Source organism: Streptomyces sp. NPDC050211 (assembly GCF_040656035.1).
GTDB lineage: Bacteria > Actinomycetota > Actinomycetes > Streptomycetales > Streptomycetaceae > Streptomyces.
On sequence record NZ_JBFALC010000109.1, the window covers coordinates 1 to 18064 of the forward strand.

The following is an 18064-nucleotide window of genomic DNA, read 5'->3' on the forward strand; positions in this document are numbered from 1 at the left end:
GCCCCGTGAACGTCTCCACCCACACCCGCTCAGCGCGTAAGACCCCGGCCATACAGAAGAGATGCCCAGCTCAGAGCCTTGTGCAACACCCTTTAGTCGATCTCACACCCACTCGAACCAGCGATAGCACCACACCTGTTGCGCTGGCTACGCATCTGGGATGCCGCCGATGAGCTGCATCGTTCAGCTCGGCCCCCCAGAGAAGCCGTGGTCGATGATGAACCCGGTCTCGATCAGGCGATGCCCGAATGTCGCGGGAGTGAAGCCGTACCCTGCCGACCCCAGGTCCCGGGCAACGACCTGCCGCACCGGGTCGGGGTCCGTGGCGTGGCCCCTCTGCGGGTCCTCGATTGGCAGGGGCGCCACGATCAGACGCCAGCGTCCATCCTGCACGTCCACGACGGCGCGGTGCGGTCCGGTGGTGTCATGTTTTCTCCAGAGGTTGGCTGTCACCAAAGGCTGAGGGGGCGGCCCGCTGCGATCGCCGCCCGAATATGTGCTGTGATCTCCGCTTCCGGCTCCCCGCGTTCCTGGCCGGCCCGGATGGCGGCGCCGATCGCACGGGAGCGTCCGGCGGGGCCGCGAAGGTCGGAGAGGGGGCTGCCCGGATCTCTGCGGCGGGCCAGCCATTCGGCCCGGTTCTCCGCCGCTGTGCCCAATCGGAGGTGCGTGGGCTGCTGGCAGGAGTGGTTGTCGCAGGTGTGGCAGACGGTCGGGCTGTCGGTCCCCCACCCGAGGCGAGGGATGACGCCGTGCGCGAGCTGATACCCGTACAGGTGGCCCGGCACCGTGCCCCGTCGAGTCCTTCCCGGCCGCGAGGCCGCCCTGAAGCTGGCGTGGCCAGTGCTGGAGATCCCGCCGAGGAAGAACCAGCAGTCCTCAGCGGAGTCGGTGCGGTAGACCTTGGCCCAGTAACGCGCTCGAACAGACTCGTCGGTCAGCCAGCCAGCCCACTCAATCGCCGGTATGCGTACGGGTGTTGGTTCACCGATAAGGGCAAGTTGTTCGTCAACGGGAGCGGGCCCGGACCCGTTCACCGCTGAGAGTGGGAAGAGTCCGGGCCCGAAGTCGTTCTCAGGCGGCATCAGCCCGGCCGTCGTCCGGCGCGGAGACCGGGGCCTGGACGGTGGAGGCCGGCGGGGACAGGGTTGAAGCCTCTCCCCGAGACCTAGAGGCCCGGCGGGAGCGCGGCGGGCGTTCAGCACGGGCGCGCAGCGCCTCGATGATCTCCTTGGCGCGGGCGGCGGTAACAGGCTTCGCCTCACGCTCCAGTTCCTCAGCCGGCACACCCAGCAGATCCGCGACCAGGTCCGCGTCATTGTCGAACAGCCGCAAGACCACCGCCGCAGCCTCACGCGCCGCGACATCAGCCTCGTCCTTCGCCTGTGCCGCCTTCACTGCGGCCTCGCGCGTGGCCAGCACATTCGCCGCGGCCATCTCCCGCGTCTTCGCTTGGAGCGCTTCGACAGCGCGAACCCGCCGCCGCAGCTCTGCCGCGCTCACCGATCCTGCCGGAGTCGTGCTCACCCGAGCCCCCAGTCCTGTTCGAAATCGCTGCTCATCGCGCGCACCGTAGGCACAGGTCCGCGGACATCTCGAACCACGGCCCCTCGGCGTCCTGTGGATACCGGCATTCCTTGCTGGTCTAGGTGTACTGCCCAGGCAGGTTGGTCGAGTTTGTGCTCTCACACCGTCTGAATCGGGTGACGGGTGAAGGCCTCCGGTTGTGGAGTGGAGCTGTCGAGGAACCGCTCCGCCAACCAGGAGGCCTTCGTGTCTCACGCTAACGCCGCTTTGACGCCCCGCGCCCGTCTGCGCCTGGCGCGTCTGATTGTCGAGGACGGATGGCCGGTAGCCCGCGCCGCCGAGCGCTACGACGTGTCCTGGCCCACCGCCAAACGGTGGGCCGACCGTTACGCCGCGTCCGGATCGGCCGCCATGTGTGACCGGTCCTCACGGCCTCACCGCAGCCCGGCCCGAACCACACCGCCGCAGGTCCGCAGGATCGTCCATCTGCGCTGGAAGCAACGGCTGGGCCCGGTCCAGATCGCCGGGCGGCTGGGCATGCCTGCCTCGACCGTCCACGCGGTCCTGACCCGGTGCCGGATCAACCGGCTGTCCCACATCGACCGCGTCACCGGCGAGCCGGTCCGCCGCTATGAACACGACCGCCCGGGCGCGATGCTCCACATCGACGTCAAGAAGCTCGGGAACGTCCCCGACGGTGGCGGCTGGCGCTACGTCGGACGCGTCCAGGGCCGCAGGAACCGGGCCGCGACACCGGACAGGCCCCGCAACAAATACCGCGGACCGCTGCTGGGAACCGCGTTCGTCCACACCGTCATCGACGACCACTCCCGAGTCGCGTACGCCGAGATCCGCGATGACGAGACGGCCGCCACCGCAGCCGACGTCCTGCGCGGTGCGGTCGGCTGGTTCGCCGTCCGCGGGGTGAGGGTCGAGCGCGTCCTCACCGACAACGGCTCGGCCTACCGCTCCCGCCACTGGTCCCGGACCTGCCACGAGCTCGGGATCACGCCGAAGAAGACCCGGCCCTACCGGCCACAGACCAATGGCAAGGTCGAACGCTTCCACCGCACCCTCGCCGACGGCTGGGCCCTGGGACGCTTCTACGCCAGCGAATCAGCCCGCCGCAAAGCCCTGCCAGCCTGGCTCCATCACTACAATCACCACCGCCCCCACACCGCGACCGGCGGCAAACCACCCATCACCAGGTTGACCAACGTCCCTGGGCAGTACAGCTAGGCCACGTCGATGCCCAGTTCGGTATCCGGCCGACAGAAGCCGCAGGGTTCGATGTTCGGGTCGGTGAGTGCAGCCCGCGCCTCGTCGTGCCTGATCCGGTACGGAGTGCCCGAGATCATCGTGCAGTCGTTGAGGTGGATCACTGCTGGTTCAGGCCCTGTGGGGGTCCGCTTCTCCTGGACCACGAACCCGACTCGGGGCTGTGCCTGGGCCAGAGCGGAAAGCCCCTTCGCTCCCTACTGGCCGAATCGGACGTCTCGGGTGTCCTAGGGATGTGGCCTCAGCTTGGGTCAGTGCAGTCTGCACCGCTTTCCGCTGGAGCAGTAGATAGGTGCCGACTGTCTTGCTGTCCGCGAGCTGCTCGTCCAGGTACGCGGCGACGGCAGCATTGTCTGAGAGCTGCTTGTCCAGGTGCGCGAGGATCGCCCGGAGCCGGCGGGGGTCAGGTGGCAGCTCGGACATGGTGTGCACCGTGCAGCGCTGCCCAGCCAGCCGACCGCTGCCCCTGCCAGTACGGGTGAAACAGCACCACCGAGGACAGGTGGATCAGGCGCCTTCGGTGCGCGGTGCGCTGGCACGCAGCGAGCTGCTGGTACGTGGCGTGCCACTCCTCCTGCGCCTGGGCCAGGTCATCGGGAATCTGTCGCATAACTTGATTAGAGTACTTGTTCGATTTGGTGCGCCACTCAGCTACAGCCGAGCATCCAAAGCGGCTGTGACTGAGCGCCTCAACTGGCCATTGAGTGCTTCAGTTAGCCACGTGGGCACTCAGTGCCTCAGACAGGTGGATGCGTCGGATTTGTTCGGGGTCTAGTCCTCGGTCGTGGAGGTTGATGATCTGGTCGCGCCAGGCGATGTTGGTGGCAGCGCCGATGTAGTCACCTTCTAAGGTGCTGGTCGGCGATCTCTCGCGCCTGGGTGAGCGCGGAGTCTGCTCGCCTCAGGCTTGCGATGGATACGACGATGGCGGCCAAGGCCCCGGTCAGTTGGCCGGGGCCTGTTCTCTCCGCTTCGGTCACACCGTGCCTCCTTGCGGCAGGAGCTGACGAGTGGGACCTTCCGTTGAGGCGTCGCCTCTCGGCTGATCGACGGACATTGCTGAGAGCTGGGCGGCCGACGCGCCGGTGAGCGCGATTGTCCACCCGGACCGGGCGGCCTACAGTCGCGTCCTCTCCCTCTCCTCAACGCCTCCTGGACCGCCCGTCCTCAAACGAAAGGGCCCCGAGATCGGATTGGTGAAAGACGCCAAGTACGGACTGGAGGCGAGAGGCTCGGAGTGCACCGCGGTTGCCGCTCTCCACTCCTCGAGGATCGCACTCCGGCTGTCCAAGTAAAGCAACTGCTGCGCCACCCAGAACCCCCCTTTGGTGACGGCGAAACCGGCCAGGGAGAGGATCAGACCCCACAGCCTGCTTCCGTCCAAGAGATCCGGCAGCCGAGACCATGGCGAGGAGGCTGGATCGGCGAGGCGTACGTGCGCCCACCGCGCGAGCGCCGCCATGGAGCCGACCACCACCACGAACACCACGACCATGGCCACGCGCAGCGCCACCAGGCCCCGCGCGACATGGGTGGCGACGGTGCCCGGGCGGTTACCCATGGCCAGGGCCGTTTCCCGCTGTGTGTAGCCCAGGGCGTGGGTCCGGTAGACAGCCTCGCGCTGTTGCGGGGACAGACGGGCCAGCGCACCCCCCAGCACTACGCGGTCGCTCACCTGCCGGCCGACGTCGAGCACCGGGGCGGCGTCGGCCCGGTCGCCTGTGGACGCGGTCTCTGCCTCCCTCCGGCGAAACTCCCGCTGCACGGCTGCCCGCACTTGATTGCGTAGCACCTTGTACAGGTAGGCCCGGGGGTCGCGGATCGTGTCCCGATCGGCCTGCTCCAGCACGCTGGCGAACGCGGTCTGCACCAGGTCCTCCGCGGCCACGGCGGACTCCGGCACTCCCCGACAGGCCAGCAGGCGCCGCGCCAGGCGGACCATGCGCTCGTACTCGTGGACGAAGATACGGCACAACACCGCGTCGACCCGGTCCGCCAGATTCACCCCCCTGTCAGCCACGCTCTCGCCCCCCTTCCAACTCCTCTCTAGCCTGCCCGCCCTGGGCGCGGATCAGCTTGGCGCGCCCCTGCGCCCTGGTCCAGTAGGCCAAGCTGTCCACCAGCCGGGCGACACTGGGCACCAGGATCACGAGCACCAGCACCACGATCGCGGTGATCTCCACGGGGTTCTCCTCCCTCCCTTGCTGCGGCCTGTGCGCTCCCGACTTCCTGGGGCGAGCGGCCGTCCAAACACAGGAGAGAGACGGGGCGGCGATTCTCTTGACCCTGTCCTTCAAGATCTTTCCCGGGACCCTCGCCTAGTGCTGTGGCCAGCACGGACGCCTTGGTCAAGAAGGGGCCGGCTACACCGACTTCCTTGTCGCGCAGCGCGCGCAAACCGGCGGGCAGGTCGGGAGCTGGAACGAGTACCGGCCGTGCATGTTGATGTGGTGCCGAACGAACAGAGAGAGGCGGGCTAAGTCCTCGTCGCGGTTGTCGAAGCCGTGGCCAACTGTGATGCTCAACTGGCCAAGTGGGACGCTCAGTCACAGCGGCATGGGCGTCGTCCCTGCTCGGGTGCTGACCGGGCGGCGGAGAAGGGTACGTCGGGCGGCGACTGGTCCTTGGGACGACGAGAGCCAGGCCCGGGCCGCAGGGAGCGGCCCGGGCCTGGCGGTTGCCTGAGAGTGGGTCAGTGGTGGGCGAAGACCCGAATCACCCAGTCAATGATGCTGCGAGCAGTGCCCGCACAGATGCCCCTCAGTGCCTGGCCCATGAGATAAGGACCGGCGAGTTCGGGGGTGTGTGCACGCTGCGCAGGTTTACGGACGCGCGTACGGTTGGCCATGGGTCCCCTTTCGCAGGTGTGATCCGACGGCCCGCCGGTGTGGTTTAGACGCCTCCAGCGGGCCGTCTTCATGCCATCACGGTCTCGCTCCCTGCTCCGGAAGTTGGCATCATGAGGTATCAAGCGGGACTTGACGGCACTTCAGGGGGGTTGATGCCTAATCACCGGCGCGCTGTCGACCGCGCACACCCGCTGGGCGCGTTCGCTCTGCGACTGCGCCGTCTCCAAGCTGATGCCATCGCCCGTGCTGGCAACAGCGAAGAAGCACGGTTGCTCAGCCCGGACAAGATCGCGGCGACGTCACCATGGAGGACCAGCCGCACCGCGATCTTCGCCGCCTTGAACGGGACTCGCCTGGTTTCCACCGACACGCTTTGTGCCCTCGTGGTTGCCTGGGATCCACGGTCCCGGAACGCCATCGGCGAGTGGTTGATGGCGCGAGATGACGTTGAACAGCGACTCATCGAGCACCAAGGGGGCACCCCCACGAGGACTAAGGCCATCATGCGGCCAGCTGGAGAAACTCGTGGAGTCCCAGCGGCGGTGACAGCGTTCCATGAGGCGCTGCGCAAGGTGCTTGACGACGCGGGCCGGCCCACACTCGCGGAGTTGTATCGCAGGACCGAAATCCCAAGGTCCACGCTGAGTTCATGGTTTGCCGGAGATGCCGTGCCGCGATATGACCGGCTGCAACTCCTGCTGCTCGGCTTGGGTGTAGCAGATGACACGGGCACCGTGATGCGGCTGCGGGAGCTGCACCGAGCGGCGGTGGCAGAGATTGATGTACGGAGGGGGACAAGGAGGGGCATCTGATGCGCCCGGCTACACCACTCGGCGGGGCGCCATCCAGGCCGCAGGTGCTGGCCGCAGAAGAAGGCATGCCTCCGGCGGGTCCTACTCGGAGGGGGAGGGGGCTGGTCGTGCTGCTGCCCCGCCGTCGTGGTTGCGGAGAGAAGGCGGGGTTCCCTCCTCGATCGGCCGTCCCAGCTTCGCGCACCGCGCCGCAGGGGTGTGAAGTCGTTCGTCCGGGTCCGGAACTTTCCTCGTACCTCAGAAAGTCCCGGCTTCCGGGCGCTCCACTCCGCACCCCTGCACCACGGCACGCCGGGCAGTGCCGTCCGACCGAGGAGGGAACCCCGCCCGGGCCTGTTGTGGCCGGGCCCGGCCGAGTGGGTGCGGGCCGGTGGCACGGGAAAAGGGCAGGTCAGAGCGTGTATCCGGGTTGACTCAACCCCTAAAACGTGGTTTAATTAGTGGTGTCGGAAAGGGAGGGCAACCCCCGACCGGCACCGGTAGGCCGACCGGCCGCCGACAACCTCTCTCACCAGGAGAACGCACGTGAGCACCACGAAGGCCCCCGCGAAGCTCGAAACCATCCGCGCCCTGCTCGCTAAGGCGGAGGACCCCCGTACGCCGGAGTCGGAGGCGGAGTTGGCCCGGAAGCGGGCGTTCGAGATGATGGCGAAGTACGGCGTCGAGCAGGCGATGCTCAACGACGCCAACCCGGCCAGCGACGCCCCGACGGACCGTCAGATCGTTCTGGACAACCCGTGGGCGATGGAGCGGGTCCGCCTCATCAACCGCATCGCGCTCGCTCTCGGTTGCCAGCTCATCCACCTTGGCCGAGACGGCAGCGGCCCGGCCCGTCGAGTGCACATCTTCGGGTACGCGAGCGACCTGCAGCGCGTCGAACTGCTCTACACCTCCCTTCTCCTTCAGATGAACAGCGGCCTGGCCGCTCAGTCGGTCCCTGCGGGACAGGGGGCGCGCGCCTGGCGTCGCTCCTGGCTCCTCGGCTTCATCAACCGGGTGGGCGACCGCATCGAGGAGGCCGAGCGCGGCGCACGCGAAGAGGCCAGGGGTGAGACCACCGCCACCGGCCGCAGCGCCGCCCTCGTGCTCGCGGACCGCAAGGCCGTCGTTTCGCGCAACTACCAGCAGGCGTACCCGCGTTCGCGGAAGGGTGGCACCACGACCATGACCGGCAACGGGTACGGAGCCGGATGGATGGCGGGAAGCCGCGCCGACATCGGCGGTAAGCGGATCGGCCGCACCACGGCCGGGTCCATCTCCGCGTAGCCCCATTGAGGCCGGGGGCGGCCGTCCGCCGCCCCCGGCCACATCGAACGCGTCGGCCTCTATCAGGGTGACCACCTCTGGCAGCCCGGCCGGATGGGCGCCACTGCCCCGTGCACCGTGCTGTACGCGTGGGAGCGGGGCGTGCGCGCCGCCCGGCCGCACTGGTCCGTACGCGGTGAACCGTGGGACATCTTCCAGCGCGCCCTATTCGACTCCCTTGTGGTGCTCAGCAACCACATCAACGGTCGCCCCGTGTCCGGCGTCCGGTGGCGAAAGCTGAAGCTCACGGAGGACGCCTACCGGCGCACCCTGCTGTGGTGCTGGGGGGACGAGCCCGAGCGGACCACCGCCGAGGCCGCCGCGATGATCCGCGCCGCCGCAGCCCTGCACCCGAGTGACGGCGATCACAGCATCCCCGGTTACCCCACCATCAAGAACATGGTTTAATTAATGGTGCCGGAAGGGGGAGGGCAACCCCCCGACCGACACCTTCACCGGGCCGAACAGCCCGACGAACTCTCGCCAGAAAGAGAAGAACCGATGACCAACGTCAAGACCCAGGCCGGCGTCCAGACTGCCCCTGCCCCGTGGCCGACCCTCACGGTCGCCGAACTCGCCGCGCACCCCGGCAACGTCCGCGACATCGAGATCCCGACCGATCTGCTGGCCGACGTGAAGGACAACGGCGTCGTGGAGCCGCTGTACGTCGTGCGCACCCACGGCGACGTGCCGCAGATCATCGACGGGTTCCAGCGGCTCGCCGTCGCCGTCGCCGCAGGGCTGGAGACCGTGCCAGTCACGCCCCGCCCCGTCATCCGGATCGACGCGCTCACCCCGCACCCGAAGAACGCCCGCGAAGACCTCGACATCAACGCGCCGTTCGTGGAATCGCTCCGCGCCGAAGGCTGCCGCATCCCCGTCAAGATCCAGCGACTGGACGGCGGAGTCCTCCAGGTCAACGACGGAAACCGCCGCTACCACGCAGCGACGGACGCGGGCCTTACCCACCTGCCGTACGAGTGGGACGACGACGACCGCGACGCGGCCGGGCAGTTCCTCGACATGATCACGACCGCCCAGCACCGCAAGAGCCTCACCACGTCCGAGATGAACCAGGCCATGTTCAGCGCGGCCGAAGCGGGCGCGCAGGTCGGCCGCATCGCCAAGGCCGCAGGCGTGCGGCAGAAGGACGTGAAGACGCTGGTCAAGGTCCGGTCGGACGAGAAGCTGAGCGCCGCCGTCACGGGCGCGAGCAGCTATGAGTGGACGTTCGAGCACCTGGCCGCCCTTACCGAGTTTGCCGACGACCCCGAAGCGCTCGCCGCGATCACCGAGGCCGCCGCTGAGGACGACGCCGACGCCGGAGACGTCGACTGGGCCATTGCCATCGAGCGGACCAAGCGCGACAAGCGGACCAAGGCCGAGACGCACCGCGCGGAGCTGGAGGCTGCCGGGCAGAAGATCCGAGACGCCGAGGAGCTGTCCGAGCGCGCGATGCCCGTGTGGCGACTGCGCGGCATCAGCACCGAGGAGCACGCCGAGTGCAAGGGGCTTGTGTGGGTGTTCGACGAGCGGCGGGGGGACCGGTACGAGCCCTACTGCTCCGCCCCCGGCCTGTACGGGCACACGGTGCCCGAGGGGGTCAGCGCCAGCGGCGGCACGAAGACCACCGCCGAGAAGGAAGCCGAGCGCGCCGCCCGCGCCGCCGTCAAGAAGGGGAACATCGACTGGGACGCGGCCGAGGCCCTGCGCCGGAAGTGGATCACGGACCTGATCAAGCGGCGCAACCTCCCGAAGGCCACCACCAACACCCTGATCGGGCACGTCAATAACGCTCTGCTGAACGGCAGTTGGGGAATCTCCGACGACCTGAACAAGGAGGGCACCACCGAGATCCTGGCCGGTTTCCTGGGTCTGAACACCGAGCAGGCCAAGGACCGGGGCAGCTTCGCCGGGCATGTCGCCAAGGACCCGCGCCGGGCCCCGCAGCTCCAGTTCGCGGCCATCGCCGCCGTCCGGGAGAAGTGCGCGAACCGCTCGGCGTGGCGGACGGACAGCCAGCACGCCCCGTGGACGCGGAAGCCCACCGGCCGCTGGTTCCAGGTGCTCGCGTCCCTGGGGTACCCGCTCACGCTCATTGAGCAGTCGGTCATGGACGGGGAGCCCTACGACCCGGCGAAGAAGAAGCCCCGCGCCGCGATCACGTCCGGCAGCGAGCCGGAGGCCGAGCAGGAGCCCGGCACCGACGAGGAGGCGAGCGAGCCGGAGGCCGAGGAGGCCGACGAACCGGCGAGCGACGACGAAGCCGCCGCCTAACTACCTCAGCCGCCCGACGCCGGGGGCGGGAACCCTCCCGCCCCCGGTCATCCAAGGAGCCCCACAGTGACCCGTACAGCTCTGTTCGAGACCCACGCCGACAATCACGGTTGCGGATGTGTCCCCGCCCCCGCCGAGCCCGACCCCGGCACCACTGCCGACATCATGCAGGCCCGCGCCATCGCGTCCGGTCTCGCGGAGTTCGGCATCGGGCCCGCCCGCTGGTCCGCCGCCTACGACCACCAGGCCGCCGCCGTCGTCCTGCGCGTGGACACCCCGCGCGGACTGTACGCGCTCGCCATCCCGGCCCCCGGCCAGCCGTTCCCCGTCCGTCACCGGGGCGAGCGCATCGGCGCGCTTGACTGCCGCCGCACGTACGGCACGGCCGACAGCTACACCGCCGCCCTGTTCGCCGCGTTCCTGCGCGACCGCGCCGCACTCGACATCCCCGGCCGCGATGCTTGCCCCACACCCCAGAACATGGTTTAATTAATGGTGTCGGAGGGGGAGGGCAACACCCCCTCCGACCCACACCCCGGCCGTACGCGGAGGGCAACCCGCCCGGCCGGGCGCTCGATTCCTCTCTCACCAGCAGGAGCACCCACGATGACCAGCGCAGCCATGCGTTTTTCCATCCCCGCCACGGCCGAGTCCCGCGTCCGTCAGCTTGTCGAGGCCACCAACGCCCGTGCCGCCGTCCACCGCCTCAGCGCGTACGCGCTCGACATCTCCGCGCCCTTCCTGGCGGACTACCACGACACCGATGGCCGCCTGATCGGCAAGCGCCCCACCGTCACCGTGACGATCTCCGGTGACATCCCCCGTCACCACGGCTGGACCGTCATCGCCCGCCTGGACCACGACGAGGAGGGCGAGACGATCACCAGCCTGTTCCCCGGTCTGCCCGAGCAGGACGCCGAGGCCGCGCGCCAGTACCGCGCCATCGAAAACTTCTGCCACGGGTGCGCTGTCGCCCGCCACCGCACCGCCACCTACCTCGCGCGCCACGAGAACGGCGAGATGCGGCAGTTGGGCACGACGTGCGTCGAGCCGTACACCGGTCTGCCGATCAAGGGCCTTGAGGCCCTGTGGAGGTTCGGCACGCTGAAGGACTCCGATTGGGACGGCGACGAGGGCGGCATCCCGGCCGATCTCCGCGTCCCGGTGGCCGAGGTGCTGCGGGTGACCGCCGCCATCGTGAAGGCCGAAGGCCGGTTCTACAGCCGGTCCGAGCAGTGGAAGAACACCCAGCCGACCGCCGACGGCGTCGAGGCGTATTTCTTCGACCGCAAGGCCCCGATGGAGTGGCGGGCCGCGCTCGATGCCGACCCCGACGCGCCGACCACCGCCGCCGCTGTCCGGGCATGGGCCATCCAGGGATACGGCAGCCTCTCCGACTACCACCACAAGGTGGGCCAGCTGGCGAAGGGCGAAACGGTCGACCCCCGCCACCTGCCGACGCTGGTGTCCGCCATCGCGGGTTGGTACCGCGACCAGGAGAAGGAAGCCACCGAGCGGGCCGCCCAGAACAGCAAGCCGCAGGGCACCGTGGGCGAGCGCATCACCACGACCGCCACCGTCACCACGGTGATCGAGCTGGAGGGCCGGACGTACGGGTACCACACCCAGCGCCGACGACTGGTGAAGTTCCAGGATGGCGACGGGAACGTGTTCGTCTGGTTCAGCTCAGCCGCCGAGGTCCCCGACCAGGGCGACGAGGTCGAGCTGACCGGCACGGTCAAGGACCACAGCATCTACGGCGAGACCGCGCAGACCGTACTTACCCGGTGCCGCGTGGCCGAGCGCGAACCGGTCGCCGCGTAGCAGCAGCCCCGGCCGGGCGGGAGCCACCGCCCGGCCGGACCCCCGGCCGCCGGGCCGTGGGGCGGGCGGCATCGAGCCACCCACCCCACGCTCCGCCCACCGCCGACCGAGCTGGCCCGCGTCGGCGGCCGGCCCCGCTCACCTGCCCCCGTACAAAGGGCGTCCCTCCGGGACGGCTCAGCCTGGCCCGGCTCGCAGCCGGCCGGAACGTCCGGGCCGCGGGCGGCCCTCCCGCCCCGTCCGGACGCCAGGCCGAAGGGCGTGCCCTGCGGGCACGACGGCACTGTCCGTCGCGCTCCGCGCGACCACGGGCGGCAACCCCGCGAGGGGGCACGGCATGCCCCGACCGCACCACCGAGACACCCCCGAGGAACACCCCATGCCCGAGAACGCGTGCGCCGCCCACCGCCAGGTTGCCCCGGCAGGAGACCCGTCTCCGCGGACGTGCCTCCAGGTCGCCAGGCATGCGGCGATCCTCGCCGTCACCGCAGCCGACGACGCCATGACCGCCGTGTGCCGCAGCAGATCCGGTGCCGCCGCCCGTCTGGAGGCGGTCATGCACGCGGCCCACAAGGAAGCCGTCGAGGCCGAGGGGTACGCCGACCGTGCGGAGCGGTACGCCGACGACCGCGACATGCCAGGCAGTGCGCTGTTGTACTGCGCCCGAGAGGCCGTCGACCATGCCGTTCGTGCCCAGTTGGCCGCCGGAGTCGAGACGACGGCCGCCGACCTGCGGGCCGAGCTGGAGCGGACCTTGACAGCCGCTGAGTACGCCGAGCAGGAGAGCGCCCGTCGCAGGGAGGAAGCCCAGCAGGAAGCCAAGGAACGGGCCACGACCGGAATGGACCGTGAGAACCGGGACCGGGCAGCGATGAACCGGCACCTCGCGGAGGGGCACGTCGCCGAACTCGGCTGGACGGCCGGGCACGTCCGTGTGATGGAGGCGGCCGAGACCGGCCGCCTGTACTGGAGAGACGGGCGGGCCCGGCAGGCGGCGCGACACGGCGTGTGGGGCGGTGGCCGCCGGATCAGCCGCGAGCGGACACAGGCGCTGTTCGCCGCCCGGTTCCTCGTCGCCGTCCGGCAGGACGACGGCACCCGTGTGCTGGCCCCCAGCCCGATGGGCCAGATCGCCCTAGAACTCGCCCGACTGCACCCGGCCGGACTACACGCCAGCGACCAGGCCGCCTACGAGTCGCGGTTCGCCCAGGTACGCCGACGGTACAAGCGCCGCGACGACCAGAAGGCCGCAGCCCGCTGTCTGCCGCCGCTCGACTCCAGCGCACAGCGGTTGTACCGGCGGCCGGTCACGCTTGCTGAACAGGAGGCGCGAGCCGAGCGCGAAGCCGCCGACCGATGGGAGGACGAGGGAGGCCACTGCCCCGACGCGGGCACTCCTCGCCCAGGAACCGCCCCCGTCGAGAGCACACCCGCCCCGATCAGCCGCCCCGTGCACCGACACCGGGTCGTGCAGCCCACCTTGTGGTGATGTCAGGCCGCCAGCGGTCCTCCCTCGGCGGTCAAGGGCGCGGCCCCGTTAGGGCGGCGCTCTCGTGAAGGACGTGCCCTGCGGGCACGGCTGCACCTGTCCTGTCTCGCGCAATCGAGTCCTGTTCTCACCGAACCGAGTCGTCTCTTGCTTCTGCGTCAACTCCTCAGTCTCGAAGCTGAGTTTCGGGGAGGACCTGGATGTGCTTGGTCACCTCATCAAGCGCATCCCTGGCTAATCCGAGAAACGCATTCCGCTCGGCTACGAATCTCATGCCGGCCTCGTGCACGTTGTCGGCCCCGTTGGGGTGGCTGTCAGCCGCGACTGCTTCCGCGTACTCCCGAACGTCTTGGACGAGGGAAGACAACTGATCGACGAGGTTGTGGGCCGCTTCCGCGACGGTTTCGGGGCCCTCCAGCACCACCACCAGTCCCGCGCTCTCGGCATTCTTGAACTTCAGCCTGATCGCGGCGATCCGCGTCTCGTCGAGCGGGACTGGAGCGTGCCCGGAGCGCAACGCACGGAAGAAGGCTTGGTTGTCCCGGTCAGCGTTGCCCAGCTCTTCGAGGAATGAGAGATAGGCAGCTTGCCGGCGTTCACGGCGCCATCGCTGATGCTCGACCCGCAGGTCATTTAGCTGTACCCGGTCCTGTGATCTTTCTCTGCGCTGTTCCGTACGAGCTGCGATGAAGGCCGTGAGGGCGGCCCCCATGACGGTTCCCAGCACGCCCACGGCCGATACGAGGATGGCGGTCATATCTGCGTTCTTCCCTGAGGGGGTGCGCGCGTACGCCGACATGGATTCGCCCCACCGGACCGAGTCCACGCGTCTCACCCAATCCAGGCCAGGCTGGTCAGCGCCTTATGGACGTCTGCCTTCGTTGAGACGAGACAGCACCGCCCGTCGCGCTCTGCGCGGTCGCTGGTGAAGTCGGCCCGGGGCGCGGTACCGGTCTTTCGACCGGCCCGTTTCCCCGGGCCGACTTCACCACACGCCCCCGGGGGTCGCCTGTGACTCGCAGCGATAGACGGCAAGCCCTCTCGCCGGTGCCGCAGGTCAGAAGACCGGACTCATTCACGGTTGGCCACTTTGCTCAGCGATAGTTGGCCAGCCGGGCTTCGGAAGGCCAACGCGATAGCTTCCCACCCACGCCAGTCGGTGGGACGTGGCCCCGGCCCTGGCGGCCGGCGGTAGTGGCGAGTCGGGACCGGTCCCGAGTGTTGGTGGCTAAGTTGAGTGGGTCCGGCGGACGGGTATCGGCTTTCCCGCACGGCCAAGTGGCGTGGCGGGTACGCCGTGCCGGTGTGGTGATCGGGGCTTCGTGGGTCGGGAGAGGGCAAATGTCCGAGGATGACACGCGGCTGCGGCAGAAGGCTGCGAAGCTCACGCGAAAAGCCGAGGCGTCCTGGGCGGCTTACGAGGCAGCCGGGTTCACGCGCAGAGCTGACGCGACCAGCTACCTGCGCGCGACGGCGCGGGCCGAGACCGCGTTGTTCCGTGTCGTCCGCGCCGCCCCGGACGACCCCGCCCCCCGCTTCAAATACGGGGAGATCACGAACCTCCATTCGTGGGTGTTTGCGGTCCACACCACCGGACGCCTGATGGCCGCAGGTTCGGTCCAACTGGCCCGTGGCGCGTTGTGGGCGTTCGACCGGCCCGAGCTCAACGATCTCGACCCATCGCGGATCGCGCAGTTAGTGGAGGAGCCGTCAGTCGAGACCGAGTTCACCTCGGTGGGAGGCGGGAGCGGGCTTGTGCGCGGGGAGAGCCGTGTCGCGGCGGCCGCAGACGTGCGGGTCACCCTTGCCGATCGGCTGGCGAGGTTCCGGCCTCGCCCGCCCGGGGACGCGCTGACTCCCGAGGCTCTCGACGCGTACTTTCGCGCCGACAACAAGGTCCACATGGGCGATGAGGCAATGGTCTGGAGATGCCAGCTCACGTCATGCCGAGGCCGGGACGCTGCGGGCGAGGCCCGAATCCTGCTGACGGAGGCGGCGCAGATATACCGGGTTCTCGAAGCCGTGGGCAACCGTTTCGGACCCGACGACGCGGAGCAGGCCGAGCAGCGGCGCGAGGCGGTGCTGAAGAAACTCCCGCTCGACTTGAGGTGAGAGAGTCTGTTTGGCAGAGGCCCTCACGGCGGCCAACTAGGACTGCGAATGGCCATCTACCGCTGCTGTCCTGTGCCATCCAATGGTGAGCGTGTGCCATCGATTCCTGAGTGGTCAGGACGGCGTCGGCTGGATGTTGAGAGGTCACGAGGTGGTGGCGGGGGCCTCCCAGGTCACGCGGCCGTTGATCTGCGCTGTGCCGGAGATGTCTGACGGCAGGTCCGCTACCAGGGTGCCCTCACGTTGCTCCCCGGCTGCCATGCTGCCGTAGGCGCACGGGATGGAATCGCCGGTGGGCGCGCATGGGGCGTCCGCTGCGGAGACGTGCAGTGTGGGTGTGATCTTGTGGGTCAGTACAACCTTGTCGACGTCCTCGTCGCCGGTGTTGGTCAGCGTCCAGTGCCAGGTGATCCTGTCTGCGCTTTCGGAGATCTCAGGTGGCGAGTAGACGACCTCGATCTTCCCGGCCGCCGATGCGGTGGGCGCGTTGACTACGCCAAAGCCGGCGAGTGCGGTGGCCGTGAGGGCGAAGGCGAGAATCCTGGAGCGCATGGAGCCTGCTTTCGTTGAGGGGCGCACCGGAGCCGATGCAGGGCGATCTCGTAACTCTCGAAGCACTGCTGCCGGAACGCAGTTTCACCCGTTCGGGCACGAACCCGCCCTGGCTGATGAAACTTCGGTGGCACGAAGCACGCGGTCACCAATCTTCGATGACAATGCTCAGCCTTCGGCGACGCAGGACAGCTGCGAGTGTCCCGTGCCATCGATTCCTAATGCCGTTTGTCAAGCCACAGGGCACGCGCGAAGTAACGGGCCGGGGATTGTCAGAGGTGCCCGGTACGGTCAGTCCATCAGACTGGGGAGGGCTCATGGCGACCAAGTGGAGCTTGACGATCGACTGCGCGTACCCGGCCAAGCTGGCCAAGTTCTGGGCGCTGGCATTGGGCTATGTGGAGAAGCCCGCGCCCGCAGGGTTCGGGAGCTGGGAGGAGTGGTTCGCGCACCATGGCGTTCCGGAGGACGAGTGGGATGACGGGGCGTATCTCTCGGATCCGGACGGCGTAGGCCCCACCTTGTCCTTCTTGAAGGTGCCGGAGCCGAAGTTGATGAAGAACCGGTTGCACCTCGACGTGCAAGTAGGTGGCGGCCGTGAAACACCGTGGGAGATCCGCTGGCCGCGTGTGGTCGAGGCGGTCGAGCGGTTGACCACGGCGGGTGCGACTGTGGTCCGCGAGGACGAGCTGCAGGGCAGGCCGGATCACGTGGTGATGGCAGACCCTGAAGGTAACGAGTTCTGCCTGGTCTGACTGAACGCGCCAGATCGGCCGTCCGACGCGGAACGTGTCGCGTCGGTTCCTACGCGGCAGCCCTTGCCGGCGGAGCTGGCTCGTAGCACCGTCCGTCACGTAGGAGGGCCCATAGGACGTTGACCCGGCGTCGAGCGAGGGCGAGGACGGCCTGGGTGTGGCGCTTGCCCTCAGCTCGTTTGCGGTCGTAGAACCTGCGCGACTCCTCGCACTTACGGATGCTGAACAACGCTGAGGTGTAGAAGACGCGTTGGAGGCGGCGGCTGTATCGCTGCGGGCGCTTCAGATTCCCGCTGATCTTCCCGGAGTCACGGGGCACCGGGGCGACGCCGCCGAAGCCGGCGAGGCGGTCGGGGGTGCCGAAGGCGGTCATGTCGCCGCCGGTGGCGGCCAGGAATTCGGCACCGAGGATGATTCCCAGGCCGGGCAGGCTGGTGATCACCTCGAAGTGGTGATGGTCGCGAAACCGGGCCTCGATGAGCTTGTCGACCTCGGCGACCTGCTGGTTGAGGGTCATCACCTCCTTCGCCAGCGTGTGCACCATCTCGGCGGTCAGCTTCTCGCCGGGCAGGCTGGTGTGCTGGCGTTCGGCGGCTTCGATGGCCGTCTCGGCGAGCTTGTCGGCGCGGACGACATGGCGATTGCGCAGCCAGGTCTCCAGCCGCTTGGCACCGAGTCGTCGGATGGCTGCCGGGGTCTGGTAGCCGGTCACCAGAGTGAGCGGGCCGGTGTGTGTAAGGTCCAGCGCGCGCTCCAGGCCGGGGAAGATGCCGGAGAACTGGGTGCGGAGGCGGTTAACGGTGCGGGTGCGGTCGGCGACCAGGTCCATGCGACGACCGGTGAGGATCTTCAGGTCGATGACCGTCTCGTCGCTGGCGCGTAAAGGGTGCAGGTCACGTCGGATGCGGACTTGGTCGGCGATGATGGCGGCGTCCTTGGCGTCGCTCTTGCCTTCGCCGCGGTAGCTCTCGGAGGCGCGGTGGATGGCCCGGCCGGAGATGTAGTGCACCGTCTGGTCGTGGTTGAGGAGGACCGTGATGGCGAGGGCGGCGCCGCCGTCGGCCAGGTCGATGCCCCAGGACGCCTCGTCGCCCAAGGCCAGGACGTCGGCGAGGAGTTCGAGGAGTTCGGGTTCGTCGTTGGCGACGCGTCGTGACAGCAGCCTGCGGCCGCTCTCGTCGATCGCGACGGTCGGGTAGCCGGAGCCCCTTGCGAGGCTCCGGCCCCCTCAGAACCGTGCATGCCGCTCGTCGCGGCACACGGCTCAAGCGGGCCGCGGGGGCC

17 protein-coding genes and 1 pseudogene are annotated in these 18064 nt (G+C 68.8%); 9 read left to right on the forward strand and 9 right to left on the reverse strand.

Annotated features, from left to right (window positions below; translation table 11 throughout):
• Window positions 1-183 precede the first annotated feature (183 nt).
• Both AB0I98_RS47175 and AB0I98_RS47180 read right to left on the reverse strand, forming a co-directional pair.
• On the reverse strand, window positions 184-399 hold the full coding sequence (locus AB0I98_RS47175; protein WP_362952265.1) for a hypothetical protein: 216 nt from the start codon (window positions 397-399) through the stop codon (window positions 184-186).
• A 675-nt stretch (window positions 400-1074) separates the two neighbouring features.
• Complete coding sequence (locus AB0I98_RS47180; protein WP_362952266.1) at window positions 1075-1527, reverse strand: hypothetical protein; 453 nt, start codon at window positions 1525-1527, stop codon at window positions 1075-1077.
• Between the two features lie 246 nt (window positions 1528-1773).
• On the opposite strand from AB0I98_RS47180, the gene AB0I98_RS47185 reads away from it, so the two are divergent.
• Window positions 1774-2766 carry an IS481 family transposase gene (locus AB0I98_RS47185; protein WP_362952268.1) on the forward strand — a complete coding sequence of 331 codons (993 nt, stop codon included), beginning with the start codon at window positions 1774-1776 and terminating at the stop codon, window positions 2764-2766.
• Here AB0I98_RS47185 and AB0I98_RS47190 read toward each other — a convergent pair.
• The 4 genes from AB0I98_RS47190 to AB0I98_RS47205 form a co-directional block, all read right to left on the reverse strand.
• Window positions 2763-2951 carry a DUF6233 domain-containing protein gene (locus tag AB0I98_RS47190; protein ID WP_362952270.1) on the reverse strand — a complete coding sequence of 63 codons (189 nt, stop codon included), beginning with the start codon at window positions 2949-2951 and terminating at the stop codon, window positions 2763-2765. The two genes, AB0I98_RS47185 and AB0I98_RS47190, sit on opposite strands and share 4 nt — an antisense overlap.
• Before the next feature lie 257 nt (window positions 2952-3208).
• Window positions 3209-3415 (reverse strand): hypothetical protein, encoded by a 207-nt coding sequence (locus tag AB0I98_RS47195; RefSeq protein WP_062721205.1) that lies wholly within the window; start codon window positions 3413-3415, stop codon window positions 3209-3211.
• A gap of 507 nt (window positions 3416-3922) precedes the next feature.
• The gene (locus AB0I98_RS47200; protein ID WP_362952272.1) at window positions 3923-4825 is read right to left on the reverse strand and encodes an RNA polymerase sigma factor; all 903 of its coding nucleotides are present in this window, start codon (window positions 4823-4825) and stop codon (window positions 3923-3925) included.
• A complete protein-coding gene (locus tag AB0I98_RS47205; protein ID WP_362952274.1) occupies window positions 4818-4988 on the reverse strand; it encodes a hypothetical protein in 171 nt (56 codons plus the stop codon). The genes AB0I98_RS47200 and AB0I98_RS47205 overlap by 8 nt, the downstream gene beginning before the upstream one ends.
• Before the next feature lie 2003 nt (window positions 4989-6991).
• Here AB0I98_RS47205 and AB0I98_RS47210 point away from each other — a divergent pair.
• The 6 genes and pseudogenes from AB0I98_RS47210 to AB0I98_RS47235 all read left to right on the forward strand — a co-directional run bounded on the left by AB0I98_RS47210 (window position 6992) and on the right by AB0I98_RS47235 (window position 13361).
• Window positions 6992-7732 carry a DUF2786 domain-containing protein gene (locus AB0I98_RS47210; protein WP_362952276.1) on the forward strand — a complete coding sequence of 247 codons (741 nt, stop codon included), beginning with the start codon at window positions 6992-6994 and terminating at the stop codon, window positions 7730-7732.
• Window positions 7733-7771: 39 nt separating this feature from the next.
• Window positions 7772-8179: pseudogene (locus AB0I98_RS47215) on the forward strand (DUF6197 family protein); the annotation flags it as partial.
• Between the two features lie 93 nt (window positions 8180-8272).
• Entirely contained in the window at window positions 8273-10048 is a 1776-nt protein-coding gene (locus AB0I98_RS47220; protein WP_362952278.1) for a ParB N-terminal domain-containing protein, read from the forward strand.
• 66 nt (window positions 10049-10114) lie between these two features.
• Window positions 10115-10537: a hypothetical protein gene (locus AB0I98_RS47225; RefSeq protein WP_362952280.1), complete on the forward strand. Its 423-nt coding sequence runs from the start codon at window positions 10115-10117 to the stop codon at window positions 10535-10537.
• 117 nt (window positions 10538-10654) lie between these two features.
• Window positions 10655-11872, forward strand: a complete 1218-nt coding sequence (locus AB0I98_RS47230) for a hypothetical protein (protein ID WP_362952282.1) — start codon at window positions 10655-10657, stop codon at window positions 11870-11872.
• A 379-nt stretch (window positions 11873-12251) separates the two neighbouring features.
• The gene (locus tag AB0I98_RS47235) at window positions 12252-13361 is read left to right on the forward strand and encodes a hypothetical protein (protein ID WP_362952284.1); all 1110 of its coding nucleotides are present in this window, start codon (window positions 12252-12254) and stop codon (window positions 13359-13361) included.
• A 166-nt stretch (window positions 13362-13527) separates the two neighbouring features.
• On the opposite strand, the gene AB0I98_RS47240 is transcribed toward AB0I98_RS47235, so the two are convergent.
• Window positions 13528-14118, reverse strand: coding sequence for a hypothetical protein (locus AB0I98_RS47240; RefSeq protein ID WP_362952286.1), 591 nt, complete (start codon window positions 14116-14118; stop codon window positions 13528-13530).
• Window positions 14119-14702: 584 nt separating this feature from the next.
• Between AB0I98_RS47240 and AB0I98_RS47245 the strand changes: the two genes are divergently transcribed.
• Window positions 14703-15473 carry a hypothetical protein gene (locus AB0I98_RS47245; protein ID WP_362952288.1) on the forward strand — a complete coding sequence of 257 codons (771 nt, stop codon included), beginning with the start codon at window positions 14703-14705 and terminating at the stop codon, window positions 15471-15473.
• Between the two features lie 144 nt (window positions 15474-15617).
• Here the strand turns inward: AB0I98_RS47245 and AB0I98_RS47250 are convergent, their stop codons facing one another.
• Window positions 15618-16025, reverse strand: coding sequence for a hypothetical protein (locus AB0I98_RS47250; protein ID WP_362952290.1), 408 nt, complete (start codon window positions 16023-16025; stop codon window positions 15618-15620).
• 317 nt (window positions 16026-16342) lie between these two features.
• Between AB0I98_RS47250 and AB0I98_RS47255 the strand changes: the two genes are divergently transcribed.
• Window positions 16343-16780 carry a VOC family protein gene (locus AB0I98_RS47255; protein ID WP_192366044.1) on the forward strand — a complete coding sequence of 146 codons (438 nt, stop codon included), beginning with the start codon at window positions 16343-16345 and terminating at the stop codon, window positions 16778-16780.
• 49 nt (window positions 16781-16829) lie between these two features.
• On the opposite strand, the gene AB0I98_RS47260 is transcribed toward AB0I98_RS47255, so the two are convergent.
• Entirely contained in the window at window positions 16830-17963 is a 1134-nt protein-coding gene (locus tag AB0I98_RS47260) for an IS110 family transposase (protein ID WP_362952292.1), read from the reverse strand.
• Window positions 17964-18064: the final 101 nt, after the last annotated feature.

What these genes read in the sequence shown, in the direction of transcription:
- AB0I98_RS47195 (WP_062721205.1), bottom strand. Translation starts at nt 3,415, where the DNA reads ATGCGACAGATTCCCGATGACCTGGCCCAGGCGCAGGAGGAGTGGCAC.
- AB0I98_RS47220 (WP_362952278.1), top strand. Translation starts at nt 8,273, where the DNA reads ATGACCAACGTCAAGACCCAGGCCGGCGTCCAGACTGCCCCTGCCCCG.
- AB0I98_RS47230 (WP_362952282.1), top strand. Translation starts at nt 10,655, where the DNA reads ATGACCAGCGCAGCCATGCGTTTTTCCATCCCCGCCACGGCCGAGTCC.
- AB0I98_RS47235 (WP_362952284.1), top strand. Translation starts at nt 12,252, where the DNA reads ATGCCCGAGAACGCGTGCGCCGCCCACCGCCAGGTTGCCCCGGCAGGA.
- AB0I98_RS47240 (WP_362952286.1), bottom strand. Translation starts at nt 14,118, where the DNA reads ATGACCGCCATCCTCGTATCGGCCGTGGGCGTGCTGGGAACCGTCATG.
- AB0I98_RS47245 (WP_362952288.1), top strand. Translation starts at nt 14,703, where the DNA reads ATGTCCGAGGATGACACGCGGCTGCGGCAGAAGGCTGCGAAGCTCACG.
- AB0I98_RS47250 (WP_362952290.1), bottom strand. Translation starts at nt 16,025, where the DNA reads ATGCGCTCCAGGATTCTCGCCTTCGCCCTCACGGCCACCGCACTCGCC.
- AB0I98_RS47255 (WP_192366044.1), top strand. Translation starts at nt 16,343, where the DNA reads ATGGCGACCAAGTGGAGCTTGACGATCGACTGCGCGTACCCGGCCAAG.